We start from the raw sequence: 23,260 nt of genomic DNA, 5'->3' as shown, positions 1-23,260 counted from the left end.
AGTTTGAGTAGTAAGAAACTCATAGTTGATTTCTTTATATTGTAAAGCAGTTTGGTAATGGAGTAATCAGAATCACAATTGATTTTTTCTATTCGCTATAGCGTCTCACTTTTTTTAGTAAACGTATTAATTTAATGTTGAGTTTATTTTCAAATTCAGAAAGGACATTTTGATAGTGATCTGCCTGCACGTCAGAGACTGTAGCCTTACTTGCAAATAAAATATAATTATCACTTATAGTAGGGCAGATAAATAGTTCAGCAAAATAATCGCGCATGTATTGGATGAAGGTAGAGTGTAACTCAGGAAGTTCATGAAAATTAATAACCAACCAACCTGAATCGTCCAAAACACGATAAGCTTGTTCGATAAACTTTTGTTGAATTTGAAATGCGTCCATTCCATATTCGTGATACATATCAGCGAAAATCACTTGCGTTGTCTTATTTTTTTGAAATTTCATGGCAACGTGGGCGTCTGCGATTAATATTTCGATATTTGGGCTTTGCGGTAATTGAAAAAAATCCAGTGCTACTTCATAAACCTTCTCACGTAATTCAATACAGAAAAGCGAGCACTGGGGGAAAAGAAAATGAAGGCAATGAATCAAACTTCCGCCTCCTAAACCTAATAAAGTAATATGCTCAGGATTTATAAATGCAAGGACTAATAGCATGGCACGTGTGTATTCATGTACAGGGATATGGGGGTATTGAATATAAATACCCGTCTGATCATAAACTGGATCGAAGTTTAGCGCCCTTATATTTCCTCTATCAAGAACAAAAATATTGCCCCAAGAATCATAGGTCTGATAAATTATTGTTCTACCAAAAAAATCCTCATCGGTTGCACTCAATTTATATATCCTTGATCCTCTATGTTGCCCACTACTCAACATCCCCCCTTCGACCTGCCTTTGGGAAAGGCTCGAAGAGGGGAGCAAGAGTTATCTATAAGCCACCCGTTTATAAATTATAAATTAGATGAGTATGTCGTTGTAAGACTCTCTTCTTCTTTGGATTTATTTCCTTGAACGGCAAAAACACCGAGTTGGGTTGCTGTTTTTGCACTACCCGGCATCACAGATGTCTGCATTGATTTCTTAGTCAACAGCTTTTTATCATCCAGCAGTACTTTTCCATTACTGTCATTGATCGTTAAATGCAGGGTTTCATTGTTTTGGTATTGTTTTGGCTTAAGTGCTACAAATTGACCCGACATGTCATAAGAGCAAACATATTCCTCTGATTTCGCCTCAAGAGTGGTATTATCAATCACTTCCATACGACAGTTAAATAACTCCCGTGCAGCAGCCCATTCCTGCAGCTTATCTTTTTTATCTAAAGCCTCCACAAAATCAACAGTATCCGTCGTAAGGACGAGTGATGCAAATAGCTCAGCGACTTTATGCAAAACCTGCGGCTGAGTTCTACCATAACTCAAAATGAAAAATTTATTGCGCACTGAAACCAGAAATGAGTCCTTTTTCAAGGCATCGATAGATTCTTCTATATCAGTACTTAGTTTTTGATTGTGGCCTATAGTATTTTCGCCATCGGTAAATAATAAAACATTATTGTGTTGCGACGATTTTCTAAGCATGGATAGTTGCTCGGAAACTGTAGCAAAAAGACGAGTTAGACCTGTGGCTCTTAAACCATTGATATCTTCGGACAATTGAACAAGGTCCTTTCTTTGATAACTGCCTATGCCCACCTTTTTCGTCTCATCGTTAAATTCGGTGATATTAATCACGGCATCAGGTTGGAATTTGAATAGGGCATCAGCAAATTCAACCACACTCTTTTGCAACTTGGTTAAGCGTTCACCTTCCATACTGCTGCTGGTATCTAAAACAAAATGATAGGTTGGGGGTGTCAGCGCATCAGGAACAAAAAAGTAAGGAGTGACTTCAAGCGTGTCCTCGCTAACCTGTTTTTCTGCATAAAAAACTTTTTTTTCTTCAAATGAATTTGAGTGCGCTAAAAGTAAAGGTTTTTTACCATCAATTAAAATGAGTTCTTGTTTGTGACTTTTAAGAAACTCTTTCAAATTAAATTTAATTTTATCGTCTTCAATATGAATGAATTTATAATTTAATGAATTAAATAAGGGGGCAAAAGCGGCGGACGGTAAAGGTATATTCAAGAACTCCTGTGGTTCATCGATGGTAAAATCGAGTCCGCTGAGTTGTAAAACATTCAATACCGCAAGGCAGGATTTTTTATGGGTATCCGCTGTTACACTATCAACACAGGTTGCTTGTGTAATCTCGTCAGTCAATAAATCAGCCAGCGTTACTCTTTTCAAGGCCGGTTTTACGGTGTTTTGTTGTAGAAGCTCTTGCAATTCAGTTGCCAGATTCTCATTTTCCTTTGTAGTTTTTGGATGGAAAACGACGCGCTCATCATGACAAACCACTTCGGTATTGTCCAAATGGACACCCATCGCGTTCAACAATTCCAACATATTTTTTGTGCGCAGCATATTATTTGCAAGATGCTTCATAAAACTCCCCTTTTATTAAAATAAAAACAAGTGGTTGAGGATAATACACAGAATTAAAAGGGAATAATAGCGAATTATCGATGCGCTATTTCCGTCTTAATTGGAATGCAGTGCGCCGCTTTTTTTTATAAATAAATCCACTGAAATGGCTCACGGAGAATGGTCTGATTTTGTTTCCTTTGAGGTAAATTTAAGCTAATGATATGCTTTGGACTATTTTCCCTAATTGATGTGATCGGGGATGCCAACAGATAGAGAATATTTAGCAACCCATCGCTTAAAAATACAGTTTCTTAACCCTGGCTTTAGTATCAGACGAGTCGTTGATTTTTTTAGGATTTCTAAAAATGGGCCGCTTTCATCAACCCACATATCGAGGAATCATAGGGTGTAGCACGATGAGCTGGGTTGTTAGGTACTTTATTCGCCAATAATTTTTATTAATACTCTTTTATCCCGACATCCATCGAATTCACCGTAAAAAATCTGCTCCCAAGGTCCAAAATCAAGTGCTCCTTCAGTAATCGCGACAACTACTTCTCGTCCCATTATTTGCCTTTTGATATGGGCATCCCCATTATCTTCCCCAGTGTTGTTATGTTGATAATGGGATATAGGACTATGCGGCGCCATTTCTTCTAACCATTTTTTATAATCCTGATGCAAACCCTCCTCATCGTCGTTAATAAAAACCGATGCAGTAATGTGCATTGCATTAACTAAAACAAATCCTTCTTGTATGCAGCTATCGTTCAGACATTCACGTACTTGTTCGGTAATATTGATAAAACCCATACGCTCTGGAACGTGGAACCATAATTCTTTTCGATACGATTTCATTGCAGACCTTAGTGATAAAATTTTGAAAATAAAGCCAAGAATATTACTCAAAATAATAACCATGACAAGTTGTAAGAGTTACGTACCAACGGTGTGCTGGTCCATAAAATGTGCCTTAATGTTCTCACGTTAGTACGCAAAGCATTTTTTCAGCGACCATTAAACTCGGTTTTTTGGCTTTTTGGTGATATAAGCCATAACGATTCGCTCCCAGTAACCGATATTCAGCTTCTCCATTCGAAGTTTTGGTTTCACTATGTTTTTTTTCAGAGAGAGGCGCAATTCTTGTGATTGGAGTCAATTCAGGTACGGGACCTTTTTGGGTTGCAAAAATATAATGAGTGACGCTTGCTCTTAATTCAAGGGCTGCTCGCGTGGCGGCTACGTCTTTGGGATATAGATAATATCCATAACGAGTCGACTCCACATTGAAGAGATTCATAGGAAGGTAGATTTCAGAATTAATTGAAGAATAAGGTCCAATATTGAACCCAAACTTTAAACGTTTGTTCTGAAAATCAATAATTTCTAACTTAGTTGGGGAATAGCCTTTCCCTCCAGGGGTATAGCTGATAAATAAGCCGCCCAATTTTACTCGGTTTAAGTTGTGCCCACTTTTCTTGATAATAAAGTCCTCCTCCCCATAAAGATAACTGTCCAATTCTTCGGGTTGAATTTTTTGTAATTGTTCAAGGTGAAACAACTCGCCATCAAATATTTGGCTGGCATAGCGCGAGTAATCGTCTCCAACACTCCGTTCCTGTTGGGGGTAATTCACTAAATAAGGTTTAATCTTTGAGTATTTGTAGTCTAAATAAAACAGTTGCTGAAGAAAAAAATGGCTGCCTGAGAGTTGACAAATCTGATTCACATTCGTTAACCCTGGCACCTTTGCGAAACAATTTCCGAATCTTTTATCTAAGTCTCCAGTGGTGACTCGACAGTCAGGAAAGGGGGCGCGATCAATTTGAAGTTTCCACTCATCGAGTATGGAAATTACCTCCTCCTGAAGAGGGTGTTTTTCCTTGTCCATTGGATGTTCCGTTTGAATTAATTGAACGTGTTCGAATAGGTGGTCAAATGGATGTTTCTTGGTAAAAATTGTGCTTGATAATGTTTGTGGAGGATAATGCGCGAGTATTTTTTTTAAAAACAGTAGATTTGTTTCATGACGTTCTGCAGATGAATGCATCAGTCGTTTCAAATCCTTTAACATCTGGAGCCTCCATTTGATTTGACTCTCAAGCGAATGCTCCGTAAGATTTTTTTCAAAGGAGTTAAAAAAATCTTCCAATAATTCTACATGTTCAAGAGCTGAATCAGGAACCAGGCGCACATTGTGTAAATAACACCATTCAACATTAACTTGGCTCAAATCGATGTTGCGCATATCCAGATTAATAAGTTGAGCATAGGCTAGGTTCACGCCGGTAAAATCAGCCCCATCAATGAGGGTGCCATCAAGCACAGCACCACTCAAATTAGCCCCTTTCAAATTTGCTTGTCGCATATCAGCGAAGTTCAATGAGCTACCGCTCAAATTAGACCATTGCAAATTTGTTTGTTGCATATTGGCAAAATTCAATAAGCTACTACCTAAACGTGCATATCTTAAGTCTGCATGAGCTAAGTTTATTTTGGACATATCCATCAAGAAGAAAGAAGTATGAAAAAGCGGCACATGCGATAAGTCTGCATCAACCAATTGGATACTTGGAAAATAGACAGAGGGTAAAATATTGAGGTAGCGTTTAGGAAAGGTTTTTAGAAATAAATCGAATAATGCGCTTACTTTCGCCAACATACTGTGCTCTGAATGAGTAGATTGACTTGCTATATCAATCTCTAGGCTATTTTGGATAAGTATCAGTAGATGGTCTCTCGTCTTTTCATCAAGATGCGGAGCAGTGCAAATCCTTTTTAATTGTTCGATATTGGGAAGCCTTTGATGATGCCGAGTCAACATGTAGCAGGCCACCTCATAATCAGACATTGGCATTTTATGTTCAACCAGACTTTTTAGAGCCTTGTATTCACTTGTCCGTTGGTATCCTTCAACAAAGTCAAAGGCTTCTTTTGGGGGGACCTCATTTAAATGGGCGAGAACTTGCACTGGATTTTTTTTAAAGCGCACTGCAAAAGCAGTACCTGCAGTATTTGAAAAATCTTTTGAAGCAAGCTGGGCGGAGATTAAATCCTCTACATCCAAATGAGACAAAATACTCACTTTTAACTCTTCTGGCATCGAAAAAAAAAGATGCTCCTCCTTTGATGGCATGATAAAAGACATTGCCGTCTGTTGGTCACTCAATTCAGCGTGCTTCATAAGTCCAAATAATTCATACGTTGTTAATTTCAAATCATCAATCTGAGCACAAAGCTGATCTAGCAAGTGGGGCAGTTCATCATCAATCTTATGGTGGGGTATGTCTTCAGCGTTATGCTTTGTATCAGTATTGGGGAGTCGTTTAGCAAAAGCATTGATGATACTGGTTTGCAGTGCTTCACATGTTAAAAAAAATACAGTCCAGTGGTTGCGAACTTGGGTATCGTCAAGTTCATTTTGCAGGGCAATCACATAGATGAGATTCTCCCACTGATAAAATTCTTGTAGATTTCCAATCCTTTTCTTTAGTGACAAAAGAATATGAATCATCTTATAGGACAAGGGATCAGTGCCTTTGAGTAGTTCAATACTGAGCGCGCCATAAAAATTGAAGAAGTTTTGTAATTCACAGAGCTGGGTATTAAATCGTTCTATGTGGGATAGTAAATCGGTAATACTGCAGTTGGGTATATGAGGATAGATCGTTCTAAGTTGTTGTCTTAAATTTTTCATACTAATTCCTTTTCAATATAAGGGATATGAGATATTGGGCAAGCAATGCTTTTTTCTGTTTCGAATTCTAAACAATCACGAATAGTCAGCGAGTACCATTTCTATCTCCATTTCTAAGTGAGGAATTTAAAAAACTGCGATTTCAAATTCCTCACATCAGCACGCAAAGCATTTTTTCAGCCACCTTTGAATGTGGTTTTTTGGGTTTTTGGTGATATAAGCCAAAGGGGTTTTCTCCCAATAACAGATGCTCAGCGTTCTCAATTGAGGAGGGGGATTTAGTTTTTTTATCCTCGGAGAGGGGCGCGATTCTTGTGATTGGAATTAATTCTGGTACAGGGCCTTTTTGGGTAGCAAAAATAAATTGGGTGATGTTTGCTCTTAACTCAAGAGCTGCTTGAATAGCAGAAATTTCATCAGAGTATAAATTACATTCAACAGTTGTCGCCTTATCATCGAATACATTCAAGGGAAGATATAGTTCTGTTTTTAAAGCGGAATACCGGGAGGAATCGATAGTAAACCCCGAAGTTAAGCACCTGTTTTCATAATCAATAATCTCAACCTTTGACAAGCAGGAGCCTTTTCCTCCCGGGACATAACTGATGAATAAACCACCTAATTTGACTCTGTTTAAGTTGCGGCCGCTGTGTTTAATAATAAAATCTTCCTCATTATAAAGATAATGGTCCAACTCTTCAGGATGAATTGTTTGTAATTTCCTAAGGTCGAACAATTCACCATCAAATATCTGACTCGCATAGCGTTGTGAATGATGCATTGCCTTCAAATTATCTTGGGGATAACTCACTAAATAAGGCTTAAATAATTTCTTTTGGTTCGTGCCGATGAAATAAAATAGTTGCAGAAGAAAAAAATGATGAGTGGAGAACCGACAAATTTGATTCACATTGGTTATATCAGGAACTTTGGTAACGCAGTTATAAAAATTGTTTCTTAATTTCTTGAAGCGGATGGGCGTATCCGGAGTGAGATGATCAATGCGCTCTTGCAATTTATCTAATATGGAAATCATTTCAGCTTGCAGAGGGAGCTCTACTTCCTCTATTTCGTGATCTACCTCCAATAATTGGGATCGTTCAAATAGTTGTTTGAATGGATGTTTTTTGCTGAAAATAGTGCTCGTGAATGTTTCAGGAGGATAATGCGCGAGTATTTTTTTTAAAAACAGCAAATAGGTTTCCTGGCTTTGTGACAATGAACACATTAATCGTTTTAGATCCTTTATCATCTGAATTCGCCATTTCATTTGACTTCCATGAGAATGATGTTCAAGATTTTTTTCAAAGGATTTAAAAAATTCTTCCAATGCCTCGACATGTTCAAGAGCAGCATCGGGAACCACACGTACGTTTCTCAAGTAAGTCCATTCAACATTAAATTGACTCAAGTTAACGGTACGCATATCCAGGTTAATAAGCTGGGCATAGGCTAAGTTGGTTCCTGTAAAATCAGCACCTTCAATTACAGTACCGTCAAGTTTTGCTCCACATAGGTTCGCCCACCTCAAATTAGCTTGTTTCAATATAGTTTTACAGAGGGTGGTGTATCTCAAATCGGCATGGTTTAGGTTGGCTTGTTGAAGAAAAGCATTGTCCAAGCAGACTTTTACGAGCTTGGTATGATGTAAATTTGCATGCTGCAAATTTGCTTTCTTTAAAGTGCTGGATTCCAAATTTGCATAACTTAAATTTGTGCCACACAATCTTGTCGCAGACATATCCATCCTAACCATCTGCTTATGTGATAGCGGAGCATGAGATAAATCAATACCCACAAGATTAACCTGGTCAAAGTCGATGGAGGGTAAAAGATTGAGATAGCTATTTAAATAATTGGTCAGAAATAGCTCGAATAATGCATTCATTTTTTCAGGATTTTTGGGTAAACAACCGGCTTGACTCGCTATATCAACTTCCAGAGTATTTTGAAATAGAATTTGCAGATGCGTTCTCGTCTTTTCATCTAGAGAAGTGGCGGTACAAATAGTTCGCAGCTGTTCAATATTGGGAAGATGGCTATCGTGTCGAGTCAGCATGTAACAGGCAACTTCCTGATCAGACATTGGCATATTATGTTCAATCAGACTTTTTAGTGACTTGTATTCAGTGGTGCATCGGTATCCTTCAACAAAGTCATATGCTTCTTCAGCAGTGATTTGATTTAAGTAAGAGATAACTTGTGTTGGATTTTTTTTAAAGCGTGCTGCAAAAGAGGCCATTGCAGTATTCGATAAATCCTTAGAGGCAAGCAAAGTTGATAATACATCTTCTGTATTCAAATGAGAAAAGATACGGGCCTTTACTTCTTCTGGCAAGGTAAAAAAAGGGTGCTCATTTGTTGGCGTAAGAGAGGGACCTAAAGTGTGTTGGTCACTTGACTCGGAATCGTCCAAAAGGAGAATAAATTCTCTGGCTTTCAGTGAAAAATTAATGATCTGTACATAAAGATGTTTTATTAACTGGTATCGTTCATCTATGTCTTTTGGGGTATGGCTTGTATCATTTTCGGATAGTCTTTTATTAAAAATGTTAACAACATGGGTTATCATTTTGTCGCACATTGAAAAGAACGCAGTCCAATGATTTCGGAATTGTATTTCATTAAGTCCATTTTGGAGAACAATTATGCAAATGAGCGCATCGACTCCATAGAGTTCATCAACAAAAGCCATCCATTCCTTTAAGTAGTCTATTCTTTTCTTTAATGACAAAAGAATATAAATCATTTTCGGTGGGAAGAGTTCAGTACTTTTGTTGAGTAGTTCATCATTTGGAACGCTATAAGTATCACAAAATTGTTGTAGTTTACGCAGCTCGGGAGCCAGCCTCTCTGCTATGCTGATTAATCCTCCAATATCTGACATTTGTGGATAAATTTTTTTAATTTGAAATTCATTTAATTTTTTCATTATTTAATTCCATTTCAAAACGTAGAGATTGCACGAGAGATCGAGCAAAAAAAATCTCTTAGTTACGCATACTGAAAACAAGAGTTGAATCAGTTGCCAAATCGAATGAGAAAAATAAGACCTAACGGTTGTAGATTTCCTGAATAAAACGTGAAGGGTTAATCAACGAGAACCAAGAGGATAGTTAACTTATAATCTTTCTCAACCGCCGAACTGCTTTTGATAAGATTGTTAAGTTACCTGTCCTCCATCATTACCATCCACTGGAAGTAATGAATCAGCTAATAATTAAGAGAATTTTAAATGTTTGATAAAAAAATTTAAAGAAGGTTTTCTCAAAGATGAGCAAGCTCTTTTGCTGCACTCAGATCCAGTTTTGTGATTAAGTAAAATACGTGATCCATTTCCTGGGTCGAAAAAGAATTCTTTAAAAATTTCATAGAGCGATAAGTCAAAATAAGTGCTTCTAATGCCAAGCCAGGTTCCCAAGTTGTCAAATGATGTTGCTCGATTATTTCTAGCATCAACCTTAAATAGGGTTTTAAAATAGATTGTTCATTTGCTTCAAGTAATGATTCACACAGGGCCATATAAGAGAATAATTTTACTTTGTTGCTGATGGACTCTTTATGGAGCAATTCAAGTTGTTGTCGCGAGACATCTGGCTTTTTCGTGTTGAATTGAGCGATTACCTCTTTTATTTCTCGCAGTTGATTTTGTTCGATTACAGATAGATTTTTTTCATTATTCGAAATTTGCGCGCTTTTTTTAGCAATAATCTGACTAAGTTGCCCTACATATTGGTCACTTACAAAAGGAGTCTTGTCGTTAAATCTTAATTTTTCAATTCCAGAAATTCTTTGGATAAAATGAGCCAATTCTTGTTTCGCAGTTTCATAAGCAGCATTAAATACTCCATCTAACCTTTGCAAGGCATTAAGACTTATTAAATTTAAATCCAGCCAAAAAGGTTCTTGAGGAATTATTTCTTCTGCTGTGGCTACTATTTCAGCCCAATCTCCGGTATCTTGGACTTTTTTAATCCGTTCTTGATTGAAATATTCAGGAGCCTTTACAAGGGTAACTCCATTGTCGTTAACAGGTATTCCGGTTATTCCACCCCAGGCTGCAACACGATTTAAATAATAAGCATAAGGATTTGCTCGATCCTTCTCCATAAGCTCTCGAGCGAATTGAGTACATAGAATAAGGGCGGGTTCTAAATTAACACTTGATTGATTCTGTAGATTTGAGCTAGGCAATTCTGTACTCGATTTATTTTGTACAGGTGTGTGGACGGTGATTACCTCGGTTGCTTCTATTTTTTTTTGTAAACTTGAAAAAAGATCGATGTGTACCCCTCGAGTGAGTAATTCCCGCTCGAGATTTTTTAAGGTGTTAAGAATGGGATGTAGAAACTCTTCGTCGTCCGTACTTAATTTAACTTGTTTTAAATGATTCAGCGATTGAGTTGCATACCAGTTTAGCGTCTCAATTTTGGCTTTCATTCGTCCTTGGGGATAGGCATCCTCCCAGAAATTTACAATAAAATCTAAAAGAAAATTTAATCCCGCAGCCAGTCCTTTAAATTGATATTGATGAAATAAACCATAAGCCAAATAAGCAGCGATTTGAATGTCTTTAGTATAATAGGTGAGTAGCTCAATCGAATTATCAATAATACTCAGCCAATGCACATCCGAGGATTGCCCGATTCGCGATAATTTTTGCACTTCATTGCGAATTAAGGCGTATTGAGTAAACTCATAACATTGTTCCCCAGCTCTGTTGGTCCCAGGAATAGGTTGGGTTCCTAATTTATTAATTGAGTCAATATTAAACATCGTATTCGCCCTGAGCCCAGCAATCCGTGATGGTCCTTGGAAGCTTAGAGACATGAGAAAGATTCTGTTGTGCCACTTTGTAATCTTTTTGGGTTGCAAAGTATTTTTCAATTTGCCACATGATGTCATGGCCACCCTTTATGTGGTAACTCACGCGAATTTTATCAATTTTGTGTGCTTTTAAAAATTTTGCATGTTCCGGAAAGTTATGCGGATAAAAATCTTTAATTCCAGTATCAAAGTCCTCTAAGAAGTGTAAAAAACCTTCATCTCCTGGATAAGGAATGACTAATTTAGTCCCTGGAAAAAACAAAGTAATCTCAGTTGGACCACAACTTTCTAATTGCCAATGAGAAATTTTTTGTTGTGAGGGATAGTTATAATTTTCTAAGGAATATTCTTTGTCCTTACATTCAACATGCAATATGGTCTTATAAGGCAGTACGGTAGCATCCACATCAAGATTTGTAGGCTGAGCGTAAATCATTAAGTTCACGGGAGAGCGCTCTTCAGGTTTTTGTTTTAAATGGCCTAATGCTTCCAGATCTTCATTGATTCTCATTCCAAAGGTTAACAACTGGTAATACTGCTCTTTAAAAGGAAACTCATGTCCCAGAATGTACCTGGGAAGAAAACGGCTTCCTATTTGTTTCATGAAGGGAAGTGCATATTTGTCGTTAAAAATCCAGACAAGACCCCCTTTAGCAAATAAAGTTTGATTCAATTCTTCGCCACTTAAAGCAATCGTTCGGAGATACACCTCATCGAGCCACTTCTGCTGGATATAGCACGATGCAAAACGATTTGTGTAGTCGATGTAGTAGTCCAATGGACCACGCATGAGGGTCCAAAAAGGATTCGAAGCATCGAGTTGGTCAAAATGTTCAAGCGCGCGTCTCATATCAACTAAAGACTGATAGGCTTGCATAACTAATGTAGATTGTCTGTCTACTTCAATTTGGCTTAAATACAACTCTCGGGAATTCGTATACGCTTTCACTGCTTGTACATAAGGTTCTTTATAAAGTTGCTTTAATAAATCACGATATTTCATGTACGACTTGGCTGCGTTCACCTGGGTGTTGAAATTTAATTTATTGGCAACACTTGGCGGTCTGTTGTAAACATTACTCGGACTATCGCCATTCCATTGAGAAGGCTTTTCTTGGAGTTTTTTCATCCAATCTGCAATCAAATTGGAAAGCTGCTTAAATTCTATTCCCTTCTCACTGCTATGACTGTACACCATGAGATCAGAAAATTGCAAAACGAGTTGAATCCAATGAGGCTTCGCAAAGGGAAGGCTACCTTGGAATTCTGAGGCTAAATCCTGCAAGAAGCCATTATAAGGGCTAGTGGTTTGCAACATATCATTGAAGGTTTGATCCCATTCATATTGAAAGGCTAGGGTTTTAGTTCCTTTGTAGAAATTAAGTGCAAAATTTTTCCATACATTAAGACGTGTTTCGGAATACCATAGATCAAAGCTACTTTTTGATCTGCTCATATCCATGTAGAGCGGTAAAGCATGATTAATTTGTATCAGTAACGATTGAATGGCTGCAAACCCTGCTTTGGTATATGCAGGGTCTATGAGGTAATCCCTGACAATATTGGAGCCTATCCAGAAGCTGTTTAATCCAAGCTCAGAGACATTATCTTGAGTATTTGCCCAAGCAAGAAGCCAACGCAAATCGGAAGCCAAAAGATGAGATTGATCAAGCCAGAGGGTTAATTTACCAGCCTCGCTACGCAGTTTTTCAGAATTTGGATTCCAAATTACATAATCTTTGTATAAGGGACCAAAGGTATTGAGAAATCGTTCCGGTAATCGATTGTATCCTAAGTATTTTATTTGCGGATTAGGCATTTGCATTAGCGTTGCCGGGCTTACACCACTAATAATTTTGGCTTGGATTAAATTAATCCGACTCACCATATTCTGGACCAAATAGGCTTTTTGGGTGTCCGTAAGACCTCCCTGAGTAAGCATTTGCTCCATTCGATTATCGAGAAGTACTAAAATATATTGTTTAAAATGCTTTACATATTGCTCGCTGTAAAAAGTATATAACCGATTTAAACCGCCTCGGTAAGGCAATATTTTAATTTGCAATTGATTCCTAAAAAGATCAAGTTGCCCCATCAAAACATGATAATCGCCAAATTGTAGTAAATTGGGTTCTAATTGATCCGAGAACGATTCTTTTTTCGGTAAAGGTTTGATCAATTCGACTAAACGATTTGAGGTTGCGTTATAGACATAAATTAGATAACCCGCAGCAAGAGCACCTGCAAAATACCAAACGCCTAGATATTCCCATCGCCGTTTATTACGTTGCTTTATTTCAGAGTTTAATAAAGACATAGGACGGATGAGAGAGAGCTGAATCTGATCAATAAAATCATAATAAAAAACACTCTCATTTTTACCGTTATGCTGATATTCACCCAGCAAATAAACCCCATGGAGTACTGCGGGTTCGGTATAAGGCGAGGAAGCAAAAAATAAACTTGTAAACCTTGAATAGTTTTCTTCAAGTTTTTTCACGTTTAAAGGAAAATTGAATACAGGGACATCGATGGGCTTTTGAGTATCAAACAAGACAATATCAATTACTTCATCTGCACGATTGCTGATGTATTTCAGTGGGGCTGTAGAAGTTGAATCTTTTAGTGGATTGGTTACGATATATCCCATGGCCTGACTCCATAAGTTATCAGGCATAAGGGCTACGTATTCATCAAAACCGCTCAATTCATTGCATTGAGTAATCAAAAAAAGTACTTGTTGACGGTAACCCGTCATAAGACTGACTTGATCCACTCTATCTTTCAATGTTCGAGCTAAGTGGGCTATATCAGATTTATCCCCATTTAAAAGCTTGGAGGCTGGTAGTTCGATAACAATTTGATCAATAGGGGTAATTGCTTTTTTTTGACTCTTAATGTGCTTTAGAAAATCAAGCCATTGTTTCTCTACGTTTTTTGATGGGTTGGATTCTAGTAGTTCCGCATCAACGCACCATATGGCAAAATGGTCGAGTACATAAACTTGATTTCGTTGCAGGGCTTCATCCTCAGCATCGCCAACCATAAAATGGGTATGTAGTTTCAATCCATTAGAAAGAAGAATTGTGGTTTTACCAAAAAAAATAATCCAGGGCATTTGCCAAAAACGCTTTGCCCCACCGGCGATATGATTGGTCTCTATATAATTCAGGGCATTTTCTAGAGTTAAGCGTAATCCTTCCGTCTCTATTTTTTTGCCGGTTTCTTTTGCTTTTTCAGCTTTTCTATTTTTATACCATCTCCGAATTGCCCACGTGATGCTATCGAGTATTAAGAATCCCAATAGCATTGCTAAGAAAATGAGTATTCCTACCCATATTGGATAATCTAGATGAAATGTTATAAAGGTGGCATACGCCCCCAAAATAACCACAAGCAAGATCCAAAAAATGATATGTCCTAATCGTCCCATTTGACTCTCTTGCTTACTTAATTAAATGTAAATAATTAGTAACTGTATTATTAATTACAAAATAAAAAAAGAAATAAATAATTAAAATCACCGGAATAGGTAGCAACCACCAAAGAACGCTTCGATACTGATCTAATTTTGGAGGGATAATTTGTAAATTATCATTCTTATAAGCTAACGGAAATGCAACAAATTCAGAGGGATAATTTGTCATGTCAAATCCCTGACTTAATTGTTCTAATGCAAAATTCTTATATTTTAATAAGTCAGGTTTATCTAAGGGTTTATGATATACCCCTTCAAATCCCAAAACCAAACATCGATAATAAATTCTTACGAGATCTTCTTGTTTGCTTGGAATTTTACTTAAGCGAACAAAAAATTCTTCCCCAGCACTAGTTGTATTAAAATATTCAGCTTGCAATAACTTATCTTGCCACTGTCTCACACCTGGCCAACTGGTTTTTTGGACCACTTCATCAATCCATGCACAAACCGCGAATAAAGCGGAATTTAGATTATGCTTATCCACTTCACTTTCTTTCATTTTAATTTCAGCGATTAAAGAAGTGACCTTCCCTCTGAATTCATCATAACTAACCGTCGCGAACTGATTTTTATTTAAATCCCACACGTATTTAAATAAATCATAAAAAATGGCTTGCAGATTCATTTACCCTCCTACCGCGACAATGTCAATCACTATGTCTACAGGTGTTTTACCAAGATAGAAGGCGACTTTTTGTTCCATTTCGATCTTAGACCACATAACCGATTTATGATCAATATGATAATAAAGACAATTCGCGCCTTTGGGTACTCCTTCTGGAGCGGAAATAAGTCGGGAAATTGGAGCTCCAGGTAAAGCAAAATCTATATAATTTTCTATTTCTGAATAAGCACATAACTTACCAAAATCTTGTATCATTTCAGCAATTTCTTCTAAATCATTTTGTGCATACATGACTAAGAAATAATTTCTGTTTTTTTGGATGAAGTTATGACCCAAATCGGCCCAATAATGAGTTTTTTCTTTAACCATGCGTCGAATACGATCGGGGTCTGCAGTAATGGCGATTAATAACTTATTCAACAACGCGACAATTAGATTAAAACTTTTACTCAAATTGCTGTGATCATAGACCGGTATTGCCGACACGTTACCACTTCCGCTTTCAAAAAAGTTAATTTCAGTAGAATAAAAACTTAGTTCACCAATCATATGTTGGAGAAGGCCATAGACTTGCCAGGGGTGAACTGTTTTGGCATTGAGATAATGTTCCATAACCGGAACATTTCGTAATAAGGAGCGTAAGGAAAATAAACGTCCGAAGTTACTTTTATCCACTTGGGTGCTATATGAATCAAGAGGTTGTTTGAATTTTTCTAACTTACTTGTGGTTTTAACCAAATCACTTAGAAGCTGATTCATTAATGAACTGAGATTATGGTGTGCGAAGAGGCTGACACAAGATGGATAAAAATTAGGATCATAGAGCACTTCATCTTTTGTTGTTCTTCTCAATTCTGCTACTTGGATGATCGAGTAATTATGGGTATTTTCAATTTCGAATTCCCAAAATAATTTGACTACATAGAATAAAGATCTAAGATGAGCTTGTGCTCCTTGATGATAGTAGTCAGGAAGTTCATCGCCCGCATTCCAACTAATAAAACGAGTATTCACGTTACTCAAATTATCTAGACTCTCTACAACAGTTACGTTGCCTATGTTTTTCGAAAGTTCTTTGACACCGATATATACTTTTAATGAGTTTGTATTCGCGGGCCAATCCGATATAAAGGAACGAGGTAAAAATTTGGCATTAACATCGATCTCAACAAACTCGCCAGTGGGTAAAAAAAAAGCCATTTTTTCCACATCAAAAATGCCGCTCTTTAATGATTTTTCATTCACTACCAAATCAGTAAATCCCCAAAAAAAGGGGGTTATATAACGTAAAAATTGAGAGTGGATATAATGCTGATTGAGTTCAGTATATTGGAAATGTTGTGGCTGTAAAAAAAGTCCATGTTCCCAATCAATTGGTGTATTCCAAATCATATTTATTTATCCCAATATTTTTTTAAGGACTCACGATTTTTCTGTTTCGTGATTTTTGTCGCTTTCGAAGAACTTTCAGTATAGTTAATTCCTCGTGACCCAAATTCAAGATAAATGGCAATTCGTCCCATCTCTTTTGTTTTTTTCCAAAATGTCAGTGGACTCCATTTCTTAAATACTGGGATTTCATAGACGCGTACAGCACTCGCAGGGGTTAGATTAAAGTATCCTGCAACAACCACGATTTTCTTTACCGCTGCAAAACGCGCAAGCGTAAAGGTTTGGGTCATCCCCGGCGCGATAAAAAAGGTTTGAATATGGACTTTCTTGTTCGTTTGCGTGACGTTATCGGCTTCAGTATCACCATTGAGTAATTGACTAATGCCTTCTGCAGTTACTATTTGATTTTGTACATCTTCTATTTTTTCAACCTGAACTACAGCAAACTTTAAAGTATGTTTTCGATGATCATATTGATTCAAATCCTTACTGGCTACTGCTCGAATAAGAATAGCATTATCTTGGTAGCTGCTGGCTAACTGCGGCTCTTTTTCTTTTCCACCTGTCGTGCATCCACCGAGCATTAGAAATAAAATACAAAATATTATTCTTAGCATGATGTTAATTTTATTATCCTTAACATGAGATGAGCGTTAATTAGTAACAAGCTGAATAGTCCCATATTATCAGAACTCTTAGGGAAACAATAGATCCCACCTATAGCCTCAATCCAAACTAAAATTACAATTCTATCAAGGACATTAAATCACATGAGAGGTCAAGCCGACGTTTAACAACTCCTAAAATTCAAATTCTAACTCTGGTTAAATGTTCTGATTCCAACATGCTCTAATGTTAAGTGACATTCATGCGAGCAGAGCTGTATATTATGTACTCATTTCAGCCAGTAGCGTACCTTAAACAGGTCAATCTCTTTTTGTGGTGACAGCCAACTGACCACACCCAAAATACTTGTGGTTTCACAGGTCAATCGTATGGGTTTGAAGCAACCCTTATCTAAGATGACTTCAATAAAATAGGAGAATGGTTCTCTCACATAGAGTTGAAGGAGTAATTTCAGGCGATTTATATTTTCGGTATTTGCTAAGAATGTAGGAAAAATATCCGCTTTTAAAGGACCTATAGAAATGAGTAAACTGTTGCTATTTGATTTAAACTGACTACCCAAATATGCAGTTTTGCTTAAGCAATGATTTTCTTTCCCCACCAGACAATATTGTTCTCTAGGGATATCTTGCATGGATCGGTAAAACGAGTAAACTTTGAATGGTACTTTAAAGTAATCATTTAAGAAACTCTGTAAACTCCAAATGGATTTAGTATCAGAAACCCAATGACTGGCATATCGCAAGAGATAATTGTAATCAGGTATTTTTTCGCGAACATCTTTGACCGCTAATCCAATAAATCCATATAGTGCTTTTTTATAGAGTTCATCGTTTTGTTCTGCAAATTGTTCGAATATTCTATTTTTTGACCATGCCTCAAAAAGCAGTTTGTAAAGCCTCTTATGTAAAATATCAAGTAAACATTTCATTTCATTAGAATCCAGATCATCATCTTGGATTAACTGTTCCGTATAAAATGTAGGTAGGGGAGAGGTCGTCCCATAAAGACTAAAAAAAGTGGCCGTTAGGGTAAATTGATTCTGTTCCTGATTTTTTTGAATTTGATGAATATCCGTTTTTGGAAAGGCCAAGCTCAATAAAGGAATGATCTCTAAGGTACCTTTAAGTCCATTTTTCGCTTCATAAGCCAAGAGATGACTGATCAAGCGAATTGCTTGGTAAAAATTAAAACTTTTAGGATCAGTAAGTAGTTTATCTAAGATATTAAGCTCGGGTTGTTCAACCTCGGTTGCCATTTCCATACCTCTTTAGTTCTCGCGTTTTGCAAATGTAATAGAGTAAATGTATTAAATGGCGCGTTGGATCCAAAAAAAGCATCCATAATGCAACCAAATACATACATATCTCCAATGCATCTAAAGCAATCAGGATCACAGATTAAAGTAATATGGGATCCTGGGATCATTTCCCCGTAGTAAAGACGTCGTGCTTTATCAACAATTATATTTTCGATTCCTTTTATCCTGCTCATATTGAGTTGATAATTCTCACCTTTTTCATAGATATATAAATTAAAAATATGCTTCAGGTGATTTTTATCTAAGAGTTGAAGTAAATTTAACGCTAATAAGGACTGAAAATTCCAGATTAAACCGCGATCGTAAGTTGGGACTAAGAACGATGAGGGCGGAATAAGATTTGTGTAAGTTAGATTCTCGGGTGAGCTATCCGTAGGTAAAATAATATCTCCTTTATCTAAGAGCCTGGTTAAAGCACCATTGCTACATACGAGTTCAATAGACAAAGTTTCATCAACAGGGAATTCCTTTTCAAAATCATAAAAAAAACTAATATAGGTGTTTCGACCCGGTCCCGTTACAGAAGGCCTGTGATGATAAATATACTTATAATTTAGATTGAGCTCCGGATTGAAATTTAATAAGTGATCATATGCGATCTTTTGCTTTTCTTGTTGGCGATAACCGGTAACCTTCTTTACATCATATACAATGTAGTTTTCATTAAAATCATTATTAGGGATAATTTGGTAATCAGGTTGTTTATGATCCAAAGCAATAGGTTCTGCATGATGAGTAAACAAATTAATTATAGGTACAGCATGCAAGATCAGTGGGAAATTATCTAAATTAGCTGCCCATGGGGGTACTTCTTCTAGTTCAATATTAATTTTAAAATCGAACTCATCCGTTCTTGTTTGCCAATTCTCCAAGCCAACTAGCCGAAGGAATAAAAATTTATACGGTTGATGAAGATATTCATATAAAACTCGATGGGGGTGGTGAATATTTGGTGGGGCAGGGTATAAAGTTTCTTCATTTTCGAATGCACAAGGTTGTAAATAATCCGGCGATAAAATCAGTTTATCTTCTCCTGGTGCTTCAATAGTAATTCTACGCACATATCGCTGGAGTAAAAAAAAGGTATTACTGGCATCATGCCAATTTTGATTAATAAAAAAGCGTAGGGAAGAGGCTTGCCAATTTTTTAAGGTAATCCCGCAAAGGTGACAATTAATTTCAATCTGACTTATTCCACTCATGGTGTCTTGAAAATTAATATCTGTAATTATAACGGGTTCCACGGTGAGAGGTACAGTGGTGCGAAAGATGCACTTTACGTCATTTATCGGGAGTGAGGCTAACTCGGTACCTTTAGCCACTTCAAGCGATTCGCCTAAATTAGCCTTAGGAATAAACTGGATCACTGAGGTGCTCGGTACAGGTTTTGAGTATTGAGAGAAAAATAATTGGGTTAAATCATCAACCATTCCAGGTAGCTTTTCATCAATTACCATCCGTACTTGGCTCGTAAGAAAAGCGACCCCTTCCAGGATGCGTTCCACATCGGGATCGGTGCTTTGTTCTCTGAGCAAAGGAGCAATCGCGGGGTAATGCTCGGCATATTCTCTGGCGAGCTTTCTTATTTTGTTTAATTCATTCTGGTAGTAATCGATTATCATGTCTCTACCTTGAGTTACAACGTAACAAGTACTCGACCTTTACTTGTTAGAATCGTAGTAAAATAAACTTTGAGGCCATCAAAGGATTGATTTAAATGCGCTAAAATATTACAGGTAATGGTTTGCTTTCCTGAGTCTATTAAGATTTTAGACACTTCTACAGAGGAAAGCCGTGGCTCATAGCGAAGAATGGTGCTCTCCAAATGAGTCCTCAGTTCCTCTTGGTATGCAAACGAATAATCCTCAACTAGAGTGGGTAATTCAGATAACCCGTATTCTCTGTCAATTAATGCGCTACCTTGTCTTGTAGATAATATTTTTTCAAGATGGTCACGTATCGATTCAATTAATATCGATGAATCCAATTTGGCTGACAAAAGGGAGCCTTGACGAGCATAGCGCCGTACTCGTTCAGTTAAACGCTCTGCTCTCATTAACCAACTCGCATTAATTTAGTTAAATCCCAGCCAAATTCCTGGTTATTCTTTTTATCCATTACTTTATAAACTGTGGGACGCATATCCACGATGAATAATGGTCCTGCTGGATGCGAATAGGCATAGTCTACTTCTAATACCTTAGCATTTTCTAAGGTGATTTCGACCGCCACTTCAACTTCGCCAGAAGCACTAGAGCGCAAGCAATGGATAAGAGCTGTATTTATATTTTCACCTGTAAAAATACTTTGAGTATGAGGAACCACACCTGCTTGATCCCATAACCCGGTAAGGCGAAAATATTGGCAATCGGGAACACCAATCAGTTGATTTTGTGCATCAAATGCTCGAGTAATCCGCTGTTTAAAGTCCAGAAGAGCAACCCACCCCTCATATCCTTTTACAGTACTGCTTCCTTTAACAACCCCTGAAGCTTGAGTGGTTATTTTTGCCATTAACTTATACTGGGTTCTTGCTACTTCACTATTGGGGAGCATAGGTAGCATGGCTGTTTCATTCCCATCGCTTTCTCTTGAAGCCACTTTTATTCTCCTTGTGTAAGATCGAGACTACCCGTTAATTGTAATGTTATATACGCACCCATGAATTTGAAGTGAGGACGAACAATTAATACACACTTATACCATCCAGGTTCGCCAGGAACATCCTCTACACTTACTTTGGCCAGTCTCAATGGTTTTTTTGCTCTCACTTCGGGAACTGGATTGTCCATATCAACAACATAAGCACCAATCCAAGTATTTAATTCACGTTCTATATCATCACGTTCCTTTGCTAGACCAATTTTTTCACGTTGTATTACTTTTAAGTAATGAGCAAGCCTGCAAATAATAAACATATAAGGAAACTGAGTCCCTAAACTATAATTGGTTTGTGCTGTTTTACCTTCAGGAGTATCTGGAAAATGTTTGGCTTTTTGAATTGAGTTCGCAGAGAAAAAAGCAGCATTATCTGCTCCCTTACGCATGGTGAGGGGAATAAATCCTTGTTCGGACAATTCATATTCCCGTCGTTCTGAAATGAGTAATTCCGTTGGGATTTTTGTTTGAATTTCACCCATGGCTTCAAAAAAGTAGGAAGGTAAATTCTCAACAGCACCCCCACCTTGGGGACCTATAATATTCACACACCAACGGTATTTAGCAAAACTCTGAGATAAGCAGCCTGCAAAAGCAAAAGCACTATTTCCCCAACAGAAGGATTCTTCACTTTTGCGAACATTTTCTTCGTAATTAAACGAACGGACACCATAAGATTCTTTGCCATAAGGCATACGTAACATAAATCGAGGTAAAACCAGACCTACATAACGCGCATCTTCCGATTCACGTAGGCTACGCCAGGCAACATAGACAGGACTTTCAAATATGGCTTCAATGTCATTTAAATGAGGCAACTCCGACATTGATTTGATGTTAAAAAACTCAGGGCCCGCAGCGGCAATAAAAGGTGTATGGGCCATGGAACAGACTGCAGCAATATTTCTGAGTAAGGTAACATCTTTATGACTTGGACCAAATGAATAGTTTCCGATTATTGCACCATAGGGTCTACCACCAAATTGTCCATATTCTTTTGTGTACACTTGTTTATATAAACCCGATTTTGGAATTTCAGGTGCATCAATAAAATCATCAAAAAGCTCGTCTTTAGATACATGGATGAACTCAACAAGGCTATTTTCGCGAAAATCTGTGCGATCCACCAAATACTTTAAGCTGCGCCATGCTGACTCAAGTTTTTGAAATTCAGGGTTATGGAGTATTTCATCCATTTGGGCAGATAATTGTTTATCTAAGCGAGCGATAATGTCGTCCACTAAAGCAGGAGTTACTGTTTCATCAGTAAGCTTACTTTCAACAACATTATCGATAAAGGCGAGTAATCCTTTCTGGGTGAGGGCATACTGCTCCTCATCCTCAGTAATATTAGTGCCAGCAAATAATTTTTGCAGAGATTTTTCTTCTTTTTTCTTAGCGTTATCTTGTGCATCAGCCATGGCTGTCTCCTTGATTCAGCGACTCGATACTGCTTATTTTTTGTCTTTAATTTCTTTGACCAGTTCCTCGCGTGCCGCAGAATCTTTGATGATTGCATCCAATTTGCGTCGAAATTCTGGAATATTACCAAGAGGTCCCTTAAGCGATTTTAACGCTTCTCGTAACTCAAACAGTTTTTGTAATTGAGGAACTTGATGAAGAATCCCATCAGGATCAAAGTCTCTGATCGATTCAAACTTTAAATCAACACTGACGGTATCATCTTTGTTTTTACTAAACCGGTTGGGTACGCGAACAGATAATTTGATGTCATGTTCTTTGAGCACATCATTAAAATTATCTTTATTAATATTTACGGTGGGACGTTTTTCTAAAGGAGCATTTATTCCCTGAGGATAAAACTCACCTAGAACGAGTTGACGCAAAGGGAGCTCAATTTCTTCCTCAACTCCTTCAATGAGCGCTTTATAAACAATATTAATCCGTTCCTTTGGAGCGACAGATTGATCCTTATTAGTCATTTTTTTTTCCTTATGAATAAGGTAGGCAATGATAAAATAAAAAAATCTTCTTATATAAATTAAACTAGCATAAATCTTCAAATTTGCAAAATTATTCTCCTAATCTACAATTAATTAAGTGAATGAAATTGAAGATAAATCTAATTAATGTCATTACGAATTACTTCTTTATGTATTATTTGCAATAATTCTTTTT

Annotated in this window: 16 protein-coding genes; all 16 read right to left on the bottom strand. The window is 37.2% G+C overall.

Going from position 1 to position 23,260, the window contains the following annotated elements:
- Positions 1 to 88 precede the first annotated feature (88 nt).
- Entirely contained in the window at positions 89 to 859 is a 771-nt protein-coding gene (locus tag HBNCFIEN_RS14550; protein ID WP_255464235.1) for a methyltransferase domain-containing protein, read from the bottom strand.
- Positions 860 to 975: 116 nt separating this feature from the next.
- Positions 976 to 2,511 carry a vWA domain-containing protein gene (locus HBNCFIEN_RS14545; RefSeq protein WP_182391778.1) on the bottom strand — a complete coding sequence of 512 codons (1,536 nt, stop codon included), beginning with the start codon at positions 2,509 to 2,511 and terminating at the stop codon, positions 976 to 978.
- 420 nt (positions 2,512 to 2,931) lie between these two features.
- Positions 2,932 to 3,351 (bottom strand): secondary thiamine-phosphate synthase enzyme YjbQ, encoded by a 420-nt coding sequence (locus HBNCFIEN_RS14540; protein ID WP_182391777.1) that lies wholly within the window; start codon positions 3,349 to 3,351, stop codon positions 2,932 to 2,934.
- A gap of 124 nt (positions 3,352 to 3,475) precedes the next feature.
- A complete protein-coding gene (locus HBNCFIEN_RS14535; RefSeq protein WP_182391776.1) occupies positions 3,476 to 6,190 on the bottom strand; it encodes a pentapeptide repeat-containing protein in 2,715 nt (904 codons plus the stop codon).
- 151 nt (positions 6,191 to 6,341) lie between these two features.
- Positions 6,342 to 9,122 carry a pentapeptide repeat-containing protein gene (locus HBNCFIEN_RS14530; RefSeq protein WP_182391775.1) on the bottom strand — a complete coding sequence of 927 codons (2,781 nt, stop codon included), beginning with the start codon at positions 9,120 to 9,122 and terminating at the stop codon, positions 6,342 to 6,344.
- A gap of 335 nt (positions 9,123 to 9,457) precedes the next feature.
- On the bottom strand, positions 9,458 to 10,966 hold the full coding sequence (gene tssA / locus HBNCFIEN_RS14525) for a type VI secretion system protein TssA (RefSeq protein ID WP_182391774.1): 1,509 nt from the start codon (positions 10,964 to 10,966) through the stop codon (positions 9,458 to 9,460).
- The gene (locus HBNCFIEN_RS14520; RefSeq protein ID WP_182391773.1) at positions 10,959 to 14,450 is read right to left on the bottom strand and encodes a type VI secretion protein IcmF/TssM N-terminal domain-containing protein; all 3,492 of its coding nucleotides are present in this window, start codon (positions 14,448 to 14,450) and stop codon (positions 10,959 to 10,961) included. The genes tssA and HBNCFIEN_RS14520 overlap by 8 nt, the downstream gene beginning before the upstream one ends.
- A 13-nt stretch (positions 14,451 to 14,463) precedes the next feature.
- Positions 14,464 to 15,123, bottom strand: a complete 660-nt coding sequence (locus HBNCFIEN_RS14515) for a DotU family type IV/VI secretion system protein (RefSeq protein ID WP_182391772.1) — start codon at positions 15,121 to 15,123, stop codon at positions 14,464 to 14,466.
- Complete coding sequence (gene tssK / locus HBNCFIEN_RS14510) at positions 15,124 to 16,515, bottom strand: type VI secretion system baseplate subunit TssK (protein WP_182391771.1); 1,392 nt, start codon at positions 16,513 to 16,515, stop codon at positions 15,124 to 15,126. It lies immediately after the preceding gene.
- A gap of 2 nt (positions 16,516 to 16,517) precedes the next feature.
- Entirely contained in the window at positions 16,518 to 17,132 is a 615-nt protein-coding gene (locus tag HBNCFIEN_RS14505; RefSeq protein ID WP_182391770.1) for a type VI secretion lipoprotein TssJ, read from the bottom strand.
- A 278-nt stretch (positions 17,133 to 17,410) separates the two neighbouring features.
- Complete coding sequence (tssG, locus tag HBNCFIEN_RS14500; protein ID WP_182391769.1) at positions 17,411 to 18,400, bottom strand: type VI secretion system baseplate subunit TssG; 990 nt, start codon at positions 18,398 to 18,400, stop codon at positions 17,411 to 17,413.
- Entirely contained in the window at positions 18,361 to 20,085 is a 1,725-nt protein-coding gene (gene tssF / locus HBNCFIEN_RS14495) for a type VI secretion system baseplate subunit TssF (protein WP_182391768.1), read from the bottom strand. Before tssF ends, tssG begins: the two co-directional genes overlap by 40 nt.
- Before the next feature lie 14 nt (positions 20,086 to 20,099).
- Entirely contained in the window at positions 20,100 to 20,519 is a 420-nt protein-coding gene (gene tssE / locus HBNCFIEN_RS14490) for a type VI secretion system baseplate subunit TssE (protein WP_182391767.1), read from the bottom strand.
- Entirely contained in the window at positions 20,519 to 21,064 is a 546-nt protein-coding gene (locus HBNCFIEN_RS14485; RefSeq protein WP_182391766.1) for a type VI secretion system tube protein Hcp, read from the bottom strand. The genes tssE and HBNCFIEN_RS14485 overlap by 1 nt, the downstream gene beginning before the upstream one ends.
- A gap of 2 nt (positions 21,065 to 21,066) precedes the next feature.
- A complete protein-coding gene (tssC, locus tag HBNCFIEN_RS14480; RefSeq protein WP_182391765.1) occupies positions 21,067 to 22,542 on the bottom strand; it encodes a type VI secretion system contractile sheath large subunit in 1,476 nt (491 codons plus the stop codon).
- Positions 22,543 to 22,575: 33 nt separating this feature from the next.
- Positions 22,576 to 23,064, bottom strand: coding sequence for a type VI secretion system contractile sheath small subunit (gene tssB / locus HBNCFIEN_RS14475; protein ID WP_182391764.1), 489 nt, complete (start codon positions 23,062 to 23,064; stop codon positions 22,576 to 22,578).
- Between the last annotated feature and the right edge of the window lie 196 nt (positions 23,065 to 23,260).

This window comes from Legionella sp. PC997 (genome assembly GCF_014109825.1).
Taxonomy (GTDB): Bacteria; Pseudomonadota; Gammaproteobacteria; order Legionellales; family Legionellaceae; genus Legionella.
The sequence above is the reverse complement of the archived record's forward strand: the minus strand, read 5'-3'. Positions and strand labels throughout refer to the sequence as shown.